This is a genomic window from Winslowiella toletana, from assembly GCF_017875465.1.
Classification (GTDB): domain Bacteria; phylum Pseudomonadota; class Gammaproteobacteria; order Enterobacterales; family Enterobacteriaceae; genus Erwinia; species Erwinia toletana.
Map to the genome: position 1 here is coordinate 3,280,200 of NZ_JAGGMQ010000001.1, position 18,708 is coordinate 3,298,907.

Consider the following 18,708-nt stretch of genomic DNA (forward strand, 5'->3'; position numbering starts at 1 on the left):
GCAGCAGCCGGGTTACCCCAGCGCATCCCCCAGACCAAATATCGGCAGGTACATTGCCACCACTAACGTCCCGACAATTATCCCAATCACTACCATCATTAGCGGTTCCAGCGTGGCGGCCAGCGTATCTGCCAGCTCATGGGTGTGTTCTTCATGCCATTGCGCCAGCCGCGCCAGTAAGATATCAAGTGAACCGGCCTCTTCACCCACTTTAATCAGCTGATGGCAGAGCGGGGTAAAAAGTTTATGCTGCGCCAGCGCCTGATGCAGGGGGTTGCCTGCAGCGATATGCTGCTGTAAATCACTGATAGCTTCGCGCCACAGGCAGTCACTCAGGGTTTTTTCTACCGCCTGCAAGCTTTGCAGCAGGGTCAGACCGGCCTGCTGGGTCAAGGTCAGGGTGGTGAAAATCTGGCTAAGCTGGCTGCCGCGATACAGAGATGAAATCAACGGCAGACGCAACAGCAGTTGCTGTTCCCGACGTTGCCAGGTTACACGTTTTCTGCGCTGGCTACGCCACAGCAGAACGGTCAGCAGGGTGATCATGGTCAGCGGCATAACACCCCGCTGCAGGGTTTCGGACAACGCCATTACCGCCGCAGTAAACGCTGGCAGCGGAGCGTCAAACGCTGCGTAAATCGAGACAAACTCCGGAAGCACCAATACCAGCATCCCCACGGTTACCGCGAGAGCGACCAGCAGAATAAACAGCGGATAGCGCAACGCTTTGATCACCTTCTTTTGCAACTGTTGCTGGCGCTCCTGCTGACGCGCCAGCTGAAAGCAGCACTCATCCAGCTGACCGGTGACTTCACCGATATGCATCAGCGCCGGAAATAACGGCGGGAAAATCTCTGGCCAGCGTTCCAGCACTTGCGAAAAAGGGGCGCCCTGTTCGATTTGCGCCTGGATATCCAGCAACAGCGCCTGCCAGCCCGGATGAGGATGGCCTTCGGCCAGCAGTCTGACGCCCTGCGCCAGCGTCAGCCCCGCTTTCAGCAAGGTTGCCAGCTGGCGGATCAACATAACCTTGTGCTGCCATTGCCAGTCACGCGGACGCCAGCTTTTACCTCGCTTAATCGACACCGGCGAACAGCCTTTATCAAGTAATTGCTGCATCACCATAAGTGAACTGTTGCTAAGTAAAGCACCACTAACAAAGTCACCGCGGGCATCAATCGCCTGCCAGTGAAACAGCGTAGGATTAGCCATCACCGACACCCACAATGCGATTGATCTCCTCCAGTGAGGTATCACCACGGTTAACCGCATGCAGACCTTCGGTAAACAGTGAGTTCATTCCCTGCTGCTGCGCCAGGCTGGCCAGTTCATCGGGCGTGGCATTGGCGGCAATGGCCTGTTGCAGCGGGTCGCTGATCGGCAGCAGCTCAAAAAGCGCCAGCCGACCGTAATAGCCAGAAAAGCAGTGGTCGCAACCCACGGCGCGCCAGTTTTGCAGCGCGCCTGGCCACAGGGCCGACGGAAAGTGGGTTAGCGCAGCAGCAGGCTGGCGGCAATGCGGACATAAACGGCGCACCAGGCGTTGGGCAATTACCAGCTTTAGCGCCGATGCCAGCAGATAACCGGGGATCCCCATCTGACCAAGGCGGGTCAGGGTCTCAGTGGTGGAGTTGGTATGCAGAGTCGATAACACCAGATGGCCGGTTTGCGCCGCTTTAATGGCGATTTCGGCGGTCTCACCGTCACGAATCTCCCCCAGCATAATCACATCCGGATCCTGGCGTAACAGCGCCCGCAGCACGCAATGAAAATCGAGTCCGGATTTGCTGTTGACCTGCGTTTGATTGACCCCTGGCAATGGGATCTCTACCGGATCCTCGACGCTGCACAGATTTTTCCCCGGCTGGTTTAACGCGCTTAAGCCGCTATAGAGGGTAAAGGTTTTGCCGCTGCCGGTAGGGCCGGTAACCAGAATCAGTCCCTGCGGACGCGCCAGCGCGGCGCGGTAACATTGCAGCGCGGCGGCAGGCATGCCGAGTTTGTCGAGATCAATCGCCTGAGCTTCACTTTGCAGCAAACGAATCACTGCTTTTTCGCCGAAGCGCACCGGCAGTGTCGAGAGGCGAAATGACTCAGCTTTGCCATTCACCTGCTGGCTAAATTGGCCGTCCTGAGGCATGCGCCGTTCAGCGATATCGAGGTTGCCGAGGATTTTCAGCCGCGCCAGCAGCGAGGCGGTAATATTGTGATAACTGCCTTGCAGCGGGTGCAGTACACCATCGATGCGCAGACGGATGCGTAACCCATTGGCCTGCGGTTCAAAATGGATATCAGAGGCACGCCGCTGGATGGCGATTTGCAGGGTCTGATCCACCAGATCAACCGCCGAAGCGCCTTGCGCCTCATCGCTACTGCTTTCGCGCGCCAACGGGCTGGCGGATGACTGCTGACTGTATTGTTCGATCCGCGCCTGTGGCCAGCACTCGATCTCAACATGACACTGGCTGGCGAAGCGCAGCGCCTCAATCATTTGCGCATCAGGGGTTTCACTGATCGCCAGATGCAGCCGGTCAGCGGTATGCTGCAGAATAATCGCCTGGTAGCGCTGGCAGAGCGCCTGGATCGTGCGCTGATTTGCCGTCTCCATTAGCGTGTCCCCGTAGCATCATCAAAGCGGAACACATCGTTGCAGGCCTCCGCCAGGCTGCTCTGGACGCTGTTGCAGCTGCGCTGCCAGCTAATACGCCCATCGGCCGCGGCCCAGATTGGGGTTAACACAACGGTTAAGCCATCCAGGCTCTCCTGACCTGTCAGCGTAATCGCCCCGGCGGCAACCGCCACACTGCGCACATAGCGCGAGCCGCTACCGGCAGGCACGCCATTGCTGCCAGCGTTACAGGCTGTGGTAGCGCCACGCTCAATGGCGCAGAGTTCCACCGCTGTTTTATACGGCATCATGGTCTGCAACATATCGGTGAGCGCCGCTTTCTGCAGGTAGTTTTGATACGCCGGTAAACCTATCGCGCTAAGGATGGCGACGATACCGACCACGATCATCAGTTCAATCAGCGTGAATCCGCGTTGCTTATGCTTGTCCATTACTACTGCTCTCCTTGGGGTGTCTGACGGCACCATAAGCAGGCTGGCTGGTGGAAACCAGTGGTAAAGCGGTAATTTGCGCGGGATCGCGGAAAGGTTTTAGCGGAGAGATAGCAGAGGACAAACAGAGTGGAAGCGGGTTCACAGAACGGGCGGCGATAACGCCACCCCTAACAGTCTGGTAGGGGAGCCGTTATCGGCTCCCGTTGTTCAGTTAAAGCGCATCGACAGATCGAGCGCCCGCACATGCTTGGTCAGCGCGCCAACGGAAATATAGTCCACCCCGGTTTCGGCAAAGGTGCGCAGCGTCTCATTGGTCACATTGCCGGACACTTCCAGCAGCGCCCGTCCTGCGGTTAAGGCCACGGCTTCGCGCATCTGCTCGACGCTGAAATTATCCAGCATCACGATATCCGCGCCAGCGGCCAGCGCCTGCTCCAGCTCATCAAGGGATTCCACTTCCACTTCAACCGGAACATCAGGATGCAGCCAGAAGGCTTTTTCTACCGCCTGTCGAATCGAGCCGGTGGCAATAATATGGTTCTCTTTAATCAGAAAAGCATCGGAAAGTCCCAGCCGGTGGTTGCTGCCGCCACCGCACAGCACGGCGTATTTTAGCGCGGTGCGCAGGCCCGGCAGGGTTTTACGCGTATCCAGCAACTGGGTATCAGTGCCTTCAAGCAAGGTGACATAGCGGCTGACTTCAGTTGCCACGCCGGACAGGGTCTGTACAAAGTTAAGCGCGGTGCGTTCGGCGGTCAGAATCAGCTGCGCCGGGCCGGCAATTTCAAACAGCAGCTGATTAGCGCTAATCGCCTCGCCATCGTCGACATGCCAGGTCAGCTGGGTGCGGTTGCCGAGCTGAATAAACACCTCTTCCACCCAGCGTTTACCGCAGAAAATCCCCGGTTCACGGGTAATCACCGTGGCATGAGACTGGGTATCGGCAGGCAGCAGACTGGCAGTGATGTCATTACTGGCATCCACTTCGCCTCCTAAATCTTCCTGTAGCGCATTGGCAACCGCGGCAGGAATATCGTTCTCAATACGGCCCAGCAGTTCTGTACGGCGACTGTCAGAGTCGTAGCGGCGTGTCGTCATATTCAAGCTCCGAAGGTTCGGATAATAGAGTGCGGACACTCTAGCGCGTTTGCTAAAAGCTTGCCAGACGGCGGTTGACGTAAGCCAGTGAACGCGTAAAGGTATCGGGATCAGCAACCCACTTATGAAACAGGGAAAAGTATGCAGGTGACATCGATTCGACAGAAAGGGCTACCGGTAAGCGGCAAACAGCTGTTACAGGATGTCTCTCTGCCTGCGCTGGTATTACACCAGTCGGCAGTGCAGCATAATCTGGGCTGGATGCAGCAGTATGCCACGGCGCACGGCGCTGAGCTGGCGCCACATGGCAAAACCACCATGGCTCCGGCGCTGTTTCAGCGTCAGATGGATGCTGGCGCCTGGGGGATCACGCTGGCAACGGCGACCCAGTGCGCTGTTGCGGCACAGCATGGCATCCGGCGGATGCTGCTGGCGAATCAGCTGCTGGGCCAGGCGAATATGCAGATTGTGGCCGATCTGCTGCGCCCGGGCGATATTGAGTTTCACTGCCTGGTGGATAGTGCGGTCAATGTGCATCAGCTGGGCGCCTTTTTCCATCAGCAGGGACTCACGCTGAATGTGATGCTGGAAGTGGGCGTGGTCAACGGGCGCTGCGGTTGCCGTACACAGCAGCAGATTAACGAGGTGACTGCAGCGATTGCTCAGTATGACTCGCTGGCGCTTAGCGGTATTGAAGGCTATGAAGGAGTGATCTTCAGTGACAGTGAGCAGCAGGATGTTGCGGCCTTTATCAGCATGCTGGTGAAAACCGCGCTGGCGCTGAAAACAGCCGGCAAGTTTGCCAGTGAGCATCCGATTATCACTGCCTCGGGGTCGACATGGTACGACCTGGTGGCTGAGGCATTTGCCCGTGAAGATGCGCGTGATGCTTTTATTACCCTGATGCGTCCCGGTTGTTATCTGGTTCACGATCACGGTATCTACAAGCAGGCGCAAAATGCGCTGCTGGCGCGCCATCCTGAGATGCACAGCGCTCTGCTGCCAGCCATGGAAGTGTTCGCTTATGTGCAGTCGACGCCGGAAGCTGGACGGGTAATTGCCGCGCTGGGAAAACGCGATATCGCCCACGACAGTATGCCGGTGCCGCTGCGCGTCTATCAACAGGGGCAGAGCGAAGCCCGCAGCCTGGACGCCAGTTATCAGGTTGTCCGCCTGATGGATCAGCATGCTTTTCTGCAGGTTCCCGCCGATCATCAGCTGACGCCCGGCGATATTATCGCTTTTGGCGCTTCGCATCCCTGTCTGACGTTCGATAAGTGGCGTCAGCTGTGTGTCGTTGATGACAATTTGCAGGTGGTTGAAACGTTGCCGACTTTTTTCTAAAGCTGCGACAGCTGTCCATTAAACAACACCGGGCCGGTTGGCTGACCGGTTGGTGAACCGCCCTGCGGCTCAAGGCTAATCGCCAGCGTCAGGCGGTTAGCCAGCTGATGATGGCTGATATCGACCCGGTTAAGCTGTCTGGCCTGTATCAGCCCCAGAGAGCGGGGTATGCCGTCAGCAGGAATCAGCCACAGTTGCAGACTTTGCTTACTGTCCAGCGCCGGAGGATTCAGCGCCGTCAGGCTTAGCTCGGTTCGCGCCGGGTTAATATTGACGATCCACTGTCCTTTGGCGTTATCTGCGCTATTCAGGATAGCGACAGGCTGGTCAGTGGGCGCTGTCTCCGTGCGCAAGTTGGAGTAAAGCAATATTCCGGCCAGCGATGCGGCCAGCGCCCAGCCACTGTAGTGCCAGCCGTGCGGTTTTGCTCTGGCGGGCTGGATAGCCGGCAGACTCAGGGCGATTTTCTTCCAGATATGCGCGGGCGGCGTGACTGGCGTCAGTGAGTCATCAAGATGCGCCAGCGCGTTCTGCCAGCGGCTGACTTCCAGCGCCAGCTCTGGCTCCTGCTGTAAACGCCGTTCAAATTTGAGTCGCGCTGCGCCACGCAAGGTGCCGAGCACATATTCTGCCGCCAGCGCTGAATCGTAATCGCTTCTGTTTTTCATATACCTACACAATTCTTAAGATGATCCAGCGCACGACGAATCCAGCTTTTTACACTGCCCAACGGCTGCTGCAAATGGGTGGAAATTTCACCATGCGACAGCCCCTGATAGTAGGCCAGCGTGATACTTTGCCGCTGGTCGGCGGATAAATATCCGAGGCACTCAGTCAGGCGCTGCGCCTGCTGGCTGGCGTCTAACTGGTCGGCTGCCGGAGCGGACATCGCCATCAGCTCCTCTTGCGGCTGCTCATCCAGAGCCTCAAGGTTATTGTCACGCATTCGCAGGCAGTCAATGGCGCGGTGGCGCACAATATGTGTCAGCCAGGTTTTCGGCGCGCTAAGTTCCGGGTTATAACTGGCGGCACGTTGCCAGACGAGAATAAAACTGTCATGCAGTACTTCTTCCGCCCAGCTGCGACGGCGCATCATGCGCAGCGCGATGGCATACAGATGCGGTGAGGTTTGATGATAAAGCGATGCTAAAGCCTGACGGTCTCCGGACGCGACAGCGGCTAGCAATAAAACCTGCTCGTTGGGGGGGGTGTCCGTCATCTCTTATCCTGTGATGGCGCTGCGGAAGGCAACACTGTGTCTGTGCCGCGAAATATTGCGCGGCACAGCAAGTATAGATGCGCTTATTTTGGCATCAATACGGTATCAATCACATCGATAACGCCATTTTTCTGGTTTACATCATAGGTACTGATATTGGCGACAAAACCTTTGCCATCTTTTAACTGAATATTGTGCGGGCCGTTGCTCATAATCCACAATGGCTGACCATTGACGGTTGTCAGTTCCGCCGTGCCATGGCCCTGTTTTAATTTTTTCTGCAACGCTTTCATATCATATTTACCGGCGACCACATGGTAAGTCAGAACGCTGGTCAGCAGCTTTTTATTCTCGGGTTTAAGCAGACTCTCCAGCGTGCCTGCCGGTAATTTGGCAAAGGCGTCATTGGTCGGCGCAAATACCGTAAACGGACCCGGGCCTTTTAAGGTTGTCACCAGATCGGCCGCTTTTACCGCAGCAACTAGCGTGGTGTGGTCTTTTGAATTTACCGCATTATCAACAATATCTTTTGACGGGTACATTTCAGCACCGCCAACCATCACGATATTCGACATCATTTCAGCCATTGAAACACTGCTGAACAGCAATGAAGCGCAGATAGCAGAGCGAATTAAGGTTTTCATGATTATTTCCTTGTTGAGTGACAGGGGGCATTGATTGCCTCACATTGCTATGTACGAACCGGCGGGCGATTTGGATGCAGCAGAGACGAAAAAAGTTGTGTTACCGCTCAATGACCGATTAAAGCGGTGGCAGGTATAAGATTTCTTAACGGAAAAAAAACCGTGCTACTCTGAGGGAAATGTTATGAAGGGAGGGAAGGGGATGCAGTTGCAGGATGGCTGGATTGTGGATGTGAAGCAGGTGCCATCGCCACATTTTAATTTACGCCCCGCGGATGAAGCGCCGTCATTGCTGGTGGTGCACAATATCAGTTTGCCGCCCGGCGAGTTTGGTGGCCCGTATATTGATGCGCTGTTTACCGGCACGCTGGATGCCAGCATCCATCCCTTTTTCGCAGAAATCAGTCATCTGCGCGTTTCGGCTCATTGCCTGATTCGCCGCGACGGGGAAATAGTGCAATACGTTCCTTTCCATCTGCGCGCATGGCATGCGGGCGTCTCTCTCTGGCAGGGCCGTGAAAACTGTAATGATTTTTCAATCGGCATTGAGCTGGAAGGAACGGATATCCTTCCCTATACCGATGCGCAGTATCATGCGCTGAAGGACGTCACACTGCTGCTGATGCAGCACTATCCGCTGACGGTTGAGCGTATTACCGGCCATAGCGATATTGCGCCGCTGCGCAAAACCGATCCCGGACCGGCATTTGACTGGGAAAAATTTCGCCACGCCTTAGATCTCGCGAGGGATACCACTCCGAAGGAGCGCAATGCATGACCCTGTTTAGCTTATTGCTGGTGTTAGGTTGGGAGCGCCTGTTCAAATCAGGTGAACACTGGCAACTGGATCACCGGCTGGAACCGCTATTTCGCCGGCAACGGCGTTTTTCACTGCTGCGGACCATACTGATGACACTGATCGCGATGGCGATAGTGATGGTGGTGATCGGTTCGCTAAAAGGGCTGTTCTTTGGCGTGGTGCAGCTGATTTTCTGGATTCTGGTGGGGCTGCTCTGTATTGGCGCGGGTTCCGTGCGCCTGCATTATCACGCTTATCTGAAGGCGGCCAGCCACAACGACGCTAACGCGCGGGATGCAATGGCGGAAGAGCTGACGCTGATCCACGGCATTCCGGTGGATTGCGACGAGCGCGAATACCTGCGCGAACTGCAGAATGCCTTGCTGTGGATTAACTTCCGCTTTTATCTGGCGCCGATGTTCTGGTTTGTGGTCGGCGGCGCATGGGGGCCGGTACTGCTGGTCGGTTATGCCTTTTTACGCGGCTGGCAGAGCTGGCTGGCGCGGCACCATACGCCCCTGGAGCGCTCACAGTCCGGCATTGATGCGGTGTTACACTGGCTTGACTGGATCCCGGTGCGTCTGGCCGGGGTGGCCTATGCACTGCTGGGGCACGGTGAGCGCGCGCTGCCTGCGTGGTTTGCTTCGCTTGGCGATCGCCACAGCTCGCAATATCAGGTGCTGACCCAGCTGGCGCAGTTCTCGCTGGCGCGCGATCCTCATCTGGATAAAACCGAGACACCGCGCGTGGCGGTGTCGCTGGCTAAAAAGGTGTCGTTAGTGCTGGTGGTGGTGGTGGCAATACTGACGATTTACGGCACCCTGGTGTAACTACTCTTCGGCTGGCGGTACGCCAAAATCGGGCATACCGTCAGCGTCCCAGCTGAAGCTTTTAATGCGCGTATGGCGGTTTGGATCCCATAATGGATCGCCCTCGATTTCCGTATAGTTACGCGCATGATACACAAGTATATCTTCGCCATTTTCTGCGGTGGTAAAGCTGTTATGCCCCGGGCCATATTGCCGGTGCAGCCAGTGAGTGGTAAACACCGGACGCGCCGATTTTGACCAGTTGGCCGGACGCAGCGGATCCGCATCGGCATCAATCCATAATAATCCCATACAGTAGTTTTCATCGGTGGCGCTGGCGGAATAGCTGACAAACAGCTTGTCGCCGTGACGGATCGCCGCCGGGCCTTCATTCACGCTGAAACCGGCGCACTCCCACTGATATTGCGGACGGCTTAGCATCACCGGCGGGGTTTTTAGCGTCCAGGGATTTTCCAGCTCGGCCAGATAGAGGTTGGAGTTGCCGGGGATCAGCGGATCTTTCTGCGCCCACAGATACCAGTTTTTGCCCTGATGCCGGAATACGGTGGCATCCAGCGCAAAGCTGTCGATCGGGGTACGCACCTGTCCGCGCTCCTGCCAGTTACCGCTTAGGGGATCGCTGTCGCGACACTCCAGCGCAAACATCCGGTGCTGAAACAGCCCGTCTTTAATCGCCCTGCTCGGGGCGGCGGCGAAGTAGATCATCCAGCGGCCATCAATGTAGTGCAGTTCCGGCGCCCAGATCAGTTCGCTCATCGGGCCGCCGGGCGGTTTACGCCACACCACCACGGCGCTGGCTTCACGCAGACCGCTTAGCGTGTCGGCGCGACGGATCTCCAGCCGGTCATATTCGGGTACTGAGGCGATAAAGTAGTAGTGATCTTCGTGGCGCAGAATAAAGGGGTCAGCGCGCTGTTCAATAAACGGGTTAGGCCAGCTCTGGTCAGACATTACGCTGCTCCCTCTGGTTTGATATCAAGAGGTTTTCCTTCGCGGTAGTCGCTTAGTTCACGATAGTTTTCGCGCCGTTTAGCCAGATCGATCTGAATGGTCTGCATCAGCTGACGGTCAACTTTTAACAGACGAATGACGCCTGCGGTAATCAGATAACCGACGCCAGGGATCACGGTAAACAGCAGCATAATGCCGTTAATCGCCGTGGCGCTCTGTTGTTTCGCACCCGCATCGTAGCCATACCATGACAGCAGAAAACCGACCATCGCCCCGGCCACCGCCAGTCCCACTTTCAGGAAAAACAGGTTGCCGGAGAAGCTGATGCCGGTGCTGCGTTTACCGGTTTTCCACTCGCCGTAGTCATCAACATCCGCCATCAGCGACCAGTGCAGCGGCGACGGGATCTGATGGAGGATATTCAGCAGGAAGTACATCACCAGAATCAATACCGTGGCATGCGGATCGAGGAACCAGAAACCGGTGGAGAAGATCGCCAGCACGATATTGGTCCAGAAAAATACTTTCAGTTTGCACCAGCGGTCGGTAAGCGGTTTCGCCAGCGTACTGCCAATCATCATGCCAACCACCCCAAGACTGATAAACAGCGTGGCGAAGCTGGTCGACTGCTGCATCACCCAGGTGACGTAATACATAGTGGCGGCCATGCGAATAAAGCCGGGACACACATTGCAGAAGGTCAGCAGCAGAATGCGCACCCACTGATCGTTTTTCCACACATCTTTCAGATCGGCTTTCAGATCGTCATTACTCGGTACTGCCGGAGTGATGCGTTCGCGCACCGTGGCAAAGCAGAACAGAAACATAAACAGACCGATAGTGGCCAGTACGCCCATCGCCATCTGGTAGCCACGCGCCCGGTCTGCGCCGCCAAACCACTCCGCCAGCGGCAGCAGCGACAGTGACAGAATCAGCGTGGCGATGCCGACCATCACAAAACGGTAAGACTGGCACGAGACGCGCTCGCCAGGATCGTTGGTAATCACCCCGCCGAGTGAACAGTAAGGAATATTAATGGCGGTGTAGGAGAGCGACATCAGGAAGTAAGTGATAAAGGCATAGATCACTTTACTCTGATAGCTCCATTCCGGCGTGGTAAACATCAGGACGCTAAACAGCACGTAGGGCACCGATACCCATAACAGCCACGGGCGAAAACGTCCCCAGCGGCTGCGCGTACGGTCGGCAATCGCCCCCATAATCGGATCGGTAACCGCATCCAGCACGCGCACCGACAGCAGCAGGATGCCGACCATTGCTGGCGCCAGGCCAAACACATCAGTGTAAAAATAGCTGAGGAACAACATGATGGCGCCGCCGATCATATTGCAACCCGCGTCGCCCATGCCGTAGCCAATTTTTTCTTTAACCGAAAGCGCTGTTGCCTTCATTGTCTGTTCTCCCGCCGCTGGAGGGTCATCCTCTGTAGTGGGAAACATTATTGATGTTTATGTCTCACTGTGCGCAGCAGGAAACCGTCGCGCAGATGGACAAAATGACTGTGCAGGGAGAAGTGTGATGGAGATCATTAACACGGGCGGCGAGAACGCCGCCCCTACATGAAGCCTGGCGTAGGGGCGGCGTTCCCGCCGCCCGCCGACAATATTACGCCTTCTGCGCTTTATTCTTAATAAAGTAGCCGATAGCAAGGATCAGCACCCAAACCGGGATCAGCCAGACTGAAATCGCCATACCTGGCGTCATCGCCATAATCACCAGAATACCGGCGAGGAACACCAGGCAGATCCAGTTGCCAACCGGATAGAGCAGCGCTTTAAAGCGAGTGGTCACACCCTGCTGATCTTTCTTGCGGCGGAATTTCAGGTGGGCAAGACTAATCATTGCCCAGTTGATCACCAGCGCAGAAACCACCAGCGCCATCAGAATGCCGAATGCTTCACCAGGCATCAGATAGTTCACCAGTACGCAGATGGCGGTGGCCAGCGCGGAAACCGCAATGGCGATCACCGGAACACCGCGTGCATCCACTTTCAGCAGCGCTTTCGGGCCGTTGCCCTGTTTCGCCAGGCCGTAGAGCATGCGGCTGTTACTGTAGACGCAGCTGTTATATACCGACAGCGCCGCGGTCAGAATCACCACGTTTAGCGCATTCGCCACCAGGCTGTCGCCGAGGTCATGGAAAATCATCACAAACGGGCTGCCGCCCTCGACCACTTTGGTCCATGGGTAGAGTGAAAGCAGCACGGCCAGCGAACCGATATAGAAAATCAGGATACGATACAGCACCTGATTGGTCGCTTTGGGAATGCTTTTTTCCGGGTCGTCCGCTTCCGCCGCGGTTATGCCGATCAGCTCAAGGCCACCAAAGGAGAACATAATCACTGCCATCGCCATCACCAGACCGGTGACGCCATTCGGGAAGAAGCCGCCAATATCCCAGATATTGCTGACCTTCGCTTCCGGCCCGGCAGTCCCACTGAACAGCAACCAGCCACCGAAAATGATCATTCCGACCACCGCCACCACTTTAATGATGGCAAACCAGAACTCCATTTCGCCATACACTTTGACGTTGGAGAGGTTAATCGCGTTGATCACTAAGAAGAACACGGCGGCAGAGACCCAGGTCGGGATCTCCGGCCACCAGTACTGTACATAGATACCGACTGCGGACAGCTCAGCCATCGCCACCAGTACATACAGCACCCAGTAGTTCCAGCCGGAAGCAAAGCCGGCAAAATTGCCCCAGTATTTGTAAGCGAAGTGGCTGAAGGAACCGGCTACCGGCTCTTCCACCACCATCTCTCCCAGCTGACGCATAATCATAAAGGCAATAAAGCCGCCAATCGCGTAACCCAGCAGTACTGACGGACCAGCCATTTTGATCGTTTGTGCGATCCCCAGAAACAAGCCGGTACCTACCGCGCCACCCAATGCAATAAGCTGAATATGGCGATTTTTCAATCCCCTTTTTAGCGCATCGCCTTGTTGTTGTTCCATATAAAACCTCGTGATGTCGTTATTCTTATTGGCATTTTTTGCGCCGCTGCGTGAGCCGTTGTAAGCAAAATCTGACAGATAACGTATTGATTATTTTACAGTAACAGCATCACAAAAAACGAAATGATGCTTTCTCCGCGACAAGAATAGTGGTAAGCGCTGGCCTTTGCACATGCTTTCTCTTTTTGTGCGGCGAAGTGGTGAAGAAATAGTCAGTTACATCTGCCGCGCAATATCCTCTTCTGGCATAGATTGGCCCGAAAGACGAATAGCTTCGCCTTATGGCTTAGCGCCAGAAACCCCACTAACTCCGTGTAAGGTTTCGTAAAAGTTAGCGTTATTAACAATTCTGTCGCCCGCGTTTGATACGCTTTCCGGTGGCTAATCAGTCTCTTTACAACGTGAGCCAGCCCCGGTTTCGGGCTTATGCCATATAGACACAAGGTGAATACTTTGTTACTTTACGGACACCTTTTTGCAATTGGTATTACCAATTTACTTCGGACAAATGGCAGGAAGAAGGGAAGATGGCCTACAGCAAGATTCGCCAACCAAAGCTATCCGATGCAATCGAGCAACAGCTCGAGTCTCTGATTATGGAAGGGACCCTGCGTCCGGGTGAGAAGCTGCTGCCAGAGCGCGAGCTCGCCAAACAGTTTGATGTCTCCCGCCCCTCTTTACGTGAAGCTATCCAGCGTCTGGAAGCAAAAGGTCTGCTGCTGCGCCGTCAGGGCGGTGGCACATTCGTACAACAAAGCCTGTGGCAAAGCCTGAGCGATCCGCTCGTAGAACTGCTTGCCGAACATCCTGAATCTCAGTTCGATCTGCTGGAAACCCGTCACGCACTGGAAGGCATTGCCGCCTACTATGCGGCGTTGCGCGGCACCGACGAAGATTTGCAGCGCATTCGCGAATGTCATCAGGTGATTCAGCAGGCACAGGATAGCGGCGATTTAGACGCCGAAGCCGATGCGGTTATGCAGTATCAGATTGCTGTCACCGAAGCGGCGCACAATGTGGTGCTGTTGCATCTGTTGCGCTGTATGGGACCGATGCTGGAGAAGAACGTCCGGCAGAACTTTGAATTGCTCTACTCACGCCGGGAAATGTTGGCGAAAGTGAGCGGTCACCGCGCCAGCATCTTTGCGGCGATTGTGGCACGCGAGCCGGAACAGGCTCGTGAAGCGTCACACCGCCATCTGGCGTTTATCGAGGAAATATTGCTGGACAGAAGTCGGGAGCAGAGTCGTAGAGAGCGCTCCTTACGACGTTTACAGCAACGTAAGGAATAACGCGTCGAGAAAACGCGGCTATATACCCGACACCATTCGCGTTGCAACTGACTCAGCGGCAACCTGAAGGATGAAAGGGATAAACGACGAGCCTGTCTCCTTGCGCTCCATAATCAGGCAGAGTGCAACGAGACAGGCTCCAGACAATTCAACGTATTAGACACAGATAAGGAATACCCCCCATGTCAGAACGTTTACACAATGACGTGGATCCGATTGAAACTCGCGACTGGCTACAGGCGATCGAATCGGTCATCCGTGAAGAAGGTGTTGAGCGCGCGCAGTATCTGATTGATCAGGTATTAAGCGAAGCACGTAAAGGTGGCGTTAAAGTGGCTGCGGGTGCTGGTGTCAGCCAGTACATCAACTCCATTGCCACTGAAGACGAGCCGGAATATCCGGGCAACGCCTCTCTGGAACGTCGTATCCGTTCCGCGATCCGCTGGAACGCCATCATGACGGTTCTGCGTGCATCGAAGAAAGATCTGGATCTGGGCGGTCATATGTCCTCCTTCCAGTCATCCGCCACCATCTATGAAGTGTGTTTTAACCACTTCTTCCGTGCGCGTAACGACAAAGATGGCGGCGATCTGGTTTATTTCCAGGGTCATATCTCCCCAGGCGTTTACGCCCGTGCCTTCCTTGAAGGCCGTCTGACTGAAGATCAGATGAATAACTTCCGTCAGGAAGTGGATGGTAAGGGTCTCTCTTCTTACCCGCATCCAAAACTGATGCCTGATTTCTGGCAGTTCCCAACCGTATCGATGGGCCTTGGTCCGTTAGGCGCGATCTACCAGGCGAAATTCCTCAAGTATCTTGAGCACCGTGGTCTGAAAGAGACTGCCGCACAGACCGTTTACGCCTTCCTCGGCGACGGCGAAATGGATGAGCCAGAATCCAAAGGCGCGATCACTATTGCGACCCGCGAGAAGCTGGACAACCTGTGCTTTATCATCAACTGTAACCTGCAACGTCTGGACGGACCGGTCACCGGTAACGGCAAGATCATTAACGAACTGGAAGGCATCTTTGCCGGCGCCGGTTGGGAAGTGATCAAAGTGATCTGGGGCGGTCGTTGGGATGAGCTGCTGCGTAAAGATACCAGCGGTAAACTGATCCAGCTAATGAACGAAACCGTTGACGGCGACTATCAGACCTTTAAATCGCGTAACGGCGCTTATGTGCGCGAACACTTCTTCGGCAAATATCCGGAAACCGCTGAGCTGGTGAAAGATATGACCGACGACGAGATTTGGGCGCTGAACCGTGGCGGCCACGATCCGAAGAAAGTCTATGCGGCGCTGAAAAAAGCGCAGGACACCAAAGGCAAGCCGGTAGTGATTCTGGCGCATACCATTAAAGGCTATGGTATGGGCGACTCCGCAGAAGGGAAAAACATCGCTCACCAGGTGAAGAAAGTGAACATGGATGGCGTGCGCTATATCCGTGATCGTTTCAACGTACCGGTTGAAGATGCGGATATCGAAAAACTGCCCTACGTGACCTTTGCTGAAGGTTCAGAAGAGCACACCTATCTGCACGCTCAGCGCCAGAAACTGGGTGGCTACCTGCCAACCCGTCAGGCGAAGTTCAGCGAGAAGCTGGAAATGCCCGCGCTGTCTGATTTCCAGTCACTGCTGGAAGAGCAGAACAAAGAGATCTCGACCACTATCGCCTTTGTGCGTGTGCTGAACGTGATGCTGAAGAATCAGTCGATCAAAGATCGTCTGGTGCCAATTATCGCCGATGAAGCGCGTACTTTCGGTATGGAAGGTCTGTTCCGTCAGATCGGTATCTACAGCCCGAATGGCCAGCAATATACCCCGCAGGACCGTGAGCAGGTTGCTTACTACAAAGAAGACGAAAAAGGTCAGATCCTGCAGGAAGGCATCAACGAACTGGGCGCAGGCGCATCCTGGCTGGCGGCGGCAACGTCTTACAGCACCAACAACCTGCCGATGATTCCGTTCTACATCTACTACTCAATGTTCGGTTTCCAGCGTATCGGCGACCTGTGCTGGGCGGCAGGCGATCAGCAGGCGCGCGGCTTCCTGGTAGGCGGTACTTCCGGTCGTACCACACTGAACGGTGAAGGTCTGCAACATGAAGATGGCCACAGCCATATTCAGTCACTGACTATCCCTAACTGTATCTCTTACGATCCGGCTTACGCCTATGAAGTGGCTGTCATTATGCATGACGGTCTGGTGCGTATGTACGGTGAAGCACAAGAGAACATCTACTACTACATCACCACGCTAAACGAAAACTACCATATGCCTGCGATGCCGCAGGGTGCGGAAGAGGGTATCCGTAAGGGTATCTACAAGCTGGAGACGGTAGAAGGCAGCAAAGGTAAAGTTCAGCTGCTGGGTTCAGGCTCTATCCTGCGTCATGTGCGTGACGCAGCGCAGATTCTGGCGAAAGATTACGGCGTCGGTTCTGACGTTTACAGCGTGACTTCATTTACCGAACTGGCGCGTGATGGTCAGGATTGTGAGCGCTGGAACATGCTGCACCCGGCTGAAGAAGCGCGTGTGCCGTACATTGCTCAGGTGATGAACGAAGCACCGGCCGTGGCGTCAACTGACTATATGAAACTGTTCGCTGAGCAGGTTCGCAGCTATGTACCATCAAGCGATTACCGCGTGCTGGGTACCGACGGCTTTGGCCGTTCTGACAGCCGTGAAAATCTGCGTCACCACTTCGAAGTGGATGCGTCTTACGTTGTTGTAGCAGCCCTGGGCGAACTGGCCAAACGCGGCGAAATCGAGAAGAAAGTCGTGGTGGAAGCCATTGCGAAATTCAATATCGATGCTGATAAAGTCAACCCGCGTCTGGCATAAGAGGTAAAGTTTAATGGCTATCGAAATCAAGGTACCGGATATCGGTGCAGACGAAGTTGAAGTCACCGAGATTATGGTGAAAGTTGGCGATAAAGTTGAAGTTGAACAGTCGCTGATCACCGTGGAAGGTGACAAGGCCTCGATGGAAGTCCCTTCGCCAGAAGCTGGCGTAGTGAAAGAGATCAGAGTGGCCACCGGTGATAAAGTGGAAACCGGTAAACTGATTATGATTTTCGAATCCGCCGACGGTGCAGCAGAAGCTGCGCCTGCTCCGGCAGAAGAGAAAAAAGACGCAGCGGCGCCAGCTGCTGCGGCCGCACCGGCAGCCAGCGAAAGCAAAGAAGTTGCCGTGCCGGATATCGGTTCAGACGAAGTTGAAGTGACTGAAATCCTGGTGAAAGTGGGCGACAGCGTTGAAGCTGAGCAGTCACTGATCACCGTGGAAGGCGATAAAGCGTCAATGGAAGTGCCTGCGCCATTCGCCGGTAAGATCAAAGAGATCAAAATCGCGACTGGCGATAAAGTCAGCACCGGCTCGCTGATTATGGTGTTCGAAACCGCCGGTTCTGGCGCTGCGGCTCCGGCTGCGGCAGAAGCGCCAGCGGCTGAGAAAAAAGAAGCAGCGGCTCCGGCGCCTGCGAAGAAAGAAGAGGCGAAGCCCGCCGCTAACGCTGAAGCGAAAAGCGATTTCGCCGAGAACGACGCTTACGTACACGCCACCCCGGTTATCCGTCGTCTGGCGCGTGAATTCGGTGTTAACCTGGCGAAAGTCAAAGGCACTGGCCGTAAAAGTCGTATTCTGAAAGAAGACGTTCAGTCATACGTGAAAGATGCCGTGAAACGCGCCGAGTCTGCACCTGCTGCAGCGGGCGGCGGTATCCCGGGCATGCTGCCGTGGCCGAAAGTTGATTTCAGCAAGTTCGGTGAAATCGAAGAAGTCGAGATGGGCCGCATCCAGAAAATCTCTGGCGCTAACCTGAGCCGTAACTGGATCGTGATCCCGCACGTTACCCAGCACGACGAAGCGGATATTACTGAAGTCGAAAACTTCCGTAAGCAGCAGAATGACGAAGCAGCGAAGAAGAAACTGGATCTGAAGATCACCCCACTGGTGTTCCTGATGAAAGCGGCTGCCAAAGCGCTGGAAGAGTTCCCACGTTTCAACAGCTCACTGTCGGAAGATGGCCAGAAACTGACGTTGAAGAAATATATCAATATCGGTGTGGCGGTTGATACGCCAAATGGTCTGGTGGTTCCGGTGTTCCGTGACGTCAACAAGAAAGGCATTGTTGAGCTGTCGCAGGAACTGGCGGTGATCTCGAAGAAAGCGCGCGACGGTAAGCTGACGGCTTCTGATATGCAGGGTGGTTGTTTCACCATCTCCAGCCTTGGCGGCATTGGCGGTACGGCATTTACCCCCATCGTCAATGCGCCGGAAGTGGCGATCCTCGGTGTGTCTAAATCATCGATGAAACCGGTGTGGAACGGTAAAGAGTTTGTACCACGCCTGATGCTGCCTCTGTCACTCTCCTTCGACCATCGGGTCATCGATGGCGCGGCGGGTGCGCGTTTTGCCGCTTACATCGGCACCATCATGGCAGATATTCGCCGTCTGGTGATGTAAGTTAACAGGCCGGCAT

The 18,708-nt window shown here is 55.2% G+C and carries 16 protein-coding genes; 6 read left to right on the plus strand and 10 right to left on the minus strand.

Features of this window, described 5'->3' with window-relative positions; genetic code table 11:
* Nucleotides 1-12: 12 nt before the first annotated feature.
* From hofC to nadC, 4 genes are all read right to left on the minus strand, one after another.
* A complete protein-coding gene (gene hofC, locus J2125_RS15185; protein ID WP_017800452.1) occupies nt 13-1,212 on the minus strand; it encodes a protein transport protein HofC in 1,200 nt (399 codons plus the stop codon).
* Nucleotides 1,205-2,608, minus strand: coding sequence for a type II secretion system protein GspE (gene gspE / locus J2125_RS15190; protein WP_017800451.1), 1,404 nt, complete (start codon nt 2,606-2,608; stop codon nt 1,205-1,207). Before gspE ends, hofC begins: the two co-directional genes overlap by 8 nt.
* Nucleotides 2,608-3,060 carry a prepilin peptidase-dependent pilin gene (gene ppdD, locus J2125_RS15195; protein WP_017800450.1) on the minus strand — a complete coding sequence of 151 codons (453 nt, stop codon included), beginning with the start codon at nt 3,058-3,060 and terminating at the stop codon, nt 2,608-2,610. Before ppdD ends, gspE begins: the two co-directional genes overlap by 1 nt.
* 210 nt (nt 3,061-3,270) lie before the next feature.
* Nucleotides 3,271-4,161, minus strand: coding sequence for a carboxylating nicotinate-nucleotide diphosphorylase (gene nadC, locus J2125_RS15200; protein WP_017800449.1), 891 nt, complete (start codon nt 4,159-4,161; stop codon nt 3,271-3,273).
* 141 nt (nt 4,162-4,302) lie between these two features.
* Here nadC and J2125_RS15205 point away from each other — a divergent pair, with 141 nt between their 5' ends.
* Nucleotides 4,303-5,505: an amino acid deaminase gene (locus tag J2125_RS15205; RefSeq protein ID WP_017800448.1), complete on the plus strand. Its 1,203-nt coding sequence runs from the start codon at nt 4,303-4,305 to the stop codon at nt 5,503-5,505.
* On the opposite strand, the gene J2125_RS15210 is transcribed toward J2125_RS15205, so the two are convergent.
* The 3 genes from J2125_RS15210 to J2125_RS15220 all read right to left on the minus strand — a co-directional run bounded on the left by J2125_RS15210 (nt 5,502) and on the right by J2125_RS15220 (nt 7,368).
* Nucleotides 5,502-6,173 carry an anti-sigma factor gene (locus J2125_RS15210; RefSeq protein WP_017800447.1) on the minus strand — a complete coding sequence of 224 codons (672 nt, stop codon included), beginning with the start codon at nt 6,171-6,173 and terminating at the stop codon, nt 5,502-5,504. The genes J2125_RS15205 and J2125_RS15210 overlap by 4 nt on opposite strands.
* On the minus strand, nt 6,170-6,724 hold the full coding sequence (locus tag J2125_RS15215; protein ID WP_017800446.1) for a sigma-70 family RNA polymerase sigma factor: 555 nt from the start codon (nt 6,722-6,724) through the stop codon (nt 6,170-6,172). The genes J2125_RS15210 and J2125_RS15215 overlap by 4 nt, the downstream gene beginning before the upstream one ends.
* A gap of 83 nt (nt 6,725-6,807) precedes the next feature.
* Entirely contained in the window at nt 6,808-7,368 is a 561-nt protein-coding gene (locus J2125_RS15220; protein WP_017800445.1) for a fasciclin domain-containing protein, read from the minus strand.
* 202 nt (nt 7,369-7,570) lie between these two features.
* Here J2125_RS15220 and ampD point away from each other — a divergent pair, with 202 nt between their 5' ends.
* Both ampD and ampE read left to right on the plus strand, forming a co-directional pair.
* The gene (gene ampD, locus J2125_RS15225) at nt 7,571-8,146 is read left to right on the plus strand and encodes a 1,6-anhydro-N-acetylmuramyl-L-alanine amidase AmpD (protein ID WP_017800444.1); all 576 of its coding nucleotides are present in this window, start codon (nt 7,571-7,573) and stop codon (nt 8,144-8,146) included.
* Complete coding sequence (ampE, locus tag J2125_RS15230) at nt 8,143-8,997, plus strand: beta-lactamase regulator AmpE (RefSeq protein ID WP_017800443.1); 855 nt, start codon at nt 8,143-8,145, stop codon at nt 8,995-8,997. Before ampD ends, ampE begins: the two co-directional genes overlap by 4 nt.
* On the opposite strand, the gene J2125_RS15235 is transcribed toward ampE, so the two are convergent.
* From J2125_RS15235 to aroP, 3 genes are all read right to left on the minus strand, one after another.
* On the minus strand, nt 8,998-9,948 hold the full coding sequence (locus J2125_RS15235; protein ID WP_017800442.1) for a glycoside hydrolase family 43 protein: 951 nt from the start codon (nt 9,946-9,948) through the stop codon (nt 8,998-9,000).
* Nucleotides 9,948-11,360 carry a glycoside-pentoside-hexuronide (GPH):cation symporter gene (locus J2125_RS15240; RefSeq protein ID WP_017800441.1) on the minus strand — a complete coding sequence of 471 codons (1,413 nt, stop codon included), beginning with the start codon at nt 11,358-11,360 and terminating at the stop codon, nt 9,948-9,950. The genes J2125_RS15235 and J2125_RS15240 overlap by 1 nt, the downstream gene beginning before the upstream one ends.
* Nucleotides 11,361-11,574: 214 nt before the next feature.
* Nucleotides 11,575-12,930, minus strand: coding sequence for an aromatic amino acid transporter AroP (aroP, locus tag J2125_RS15245; protein ID WP_026111615.1), 1,356 nt, complete (start codon nt 12,928-12,930; stop codon nt 11,575-11,577).
* Between the two features lie 527 nt (nt 12,931-13,457).
* Between aroP and pdhR the strand changes: the two genes are divergently transcribed.
* From pdhR to aceF, 3 genes are all read left to right on the plus strand, one after another.
* Entirely contained in the window at nt 13,458-14,222 is a 765-nt protein-coding gene (pdhR, locus tag J2125_RS15250; protein WP_017800439.1) for a pyruvate dehydrogenase complex transcriptional repressor PdhR, read from the plus strand.
* A gap of 182 nt (nt 14,223-14,404) precedes the next feature.
* Nucleotides 14,405-17,068, plus strand: a complete 2,664-nt coding sequence (aceE, locus tag J2125_RS15255; RefSeq protein ID WP_017800438.1) for a pyruvate dehydrogenase (acetyl-transferring), homodimeric type — start codon at nt 14,405-14,407, stop codon at nt 17,066-17,068.
* Between the two features lie 13 nt (nt 17,069-17,081).
* Nucleotides 17,082-18,692 carry a dihydrolipoyllysine-residue acetyltransferase gene (aceF, locus tag J2125_RS15260; RefSeq protein ID WP_017800437.1) on the plus strand — a complete coding sequence of 537 codons (1,611 nt, stop codon included), beginning with the start codon at nt 17,082-17,084 and terminating at the stop codon, nt 18,690-18,692.
* Nucleotides 18,693-18,708 lie beyond the last annotated feature (16 nt).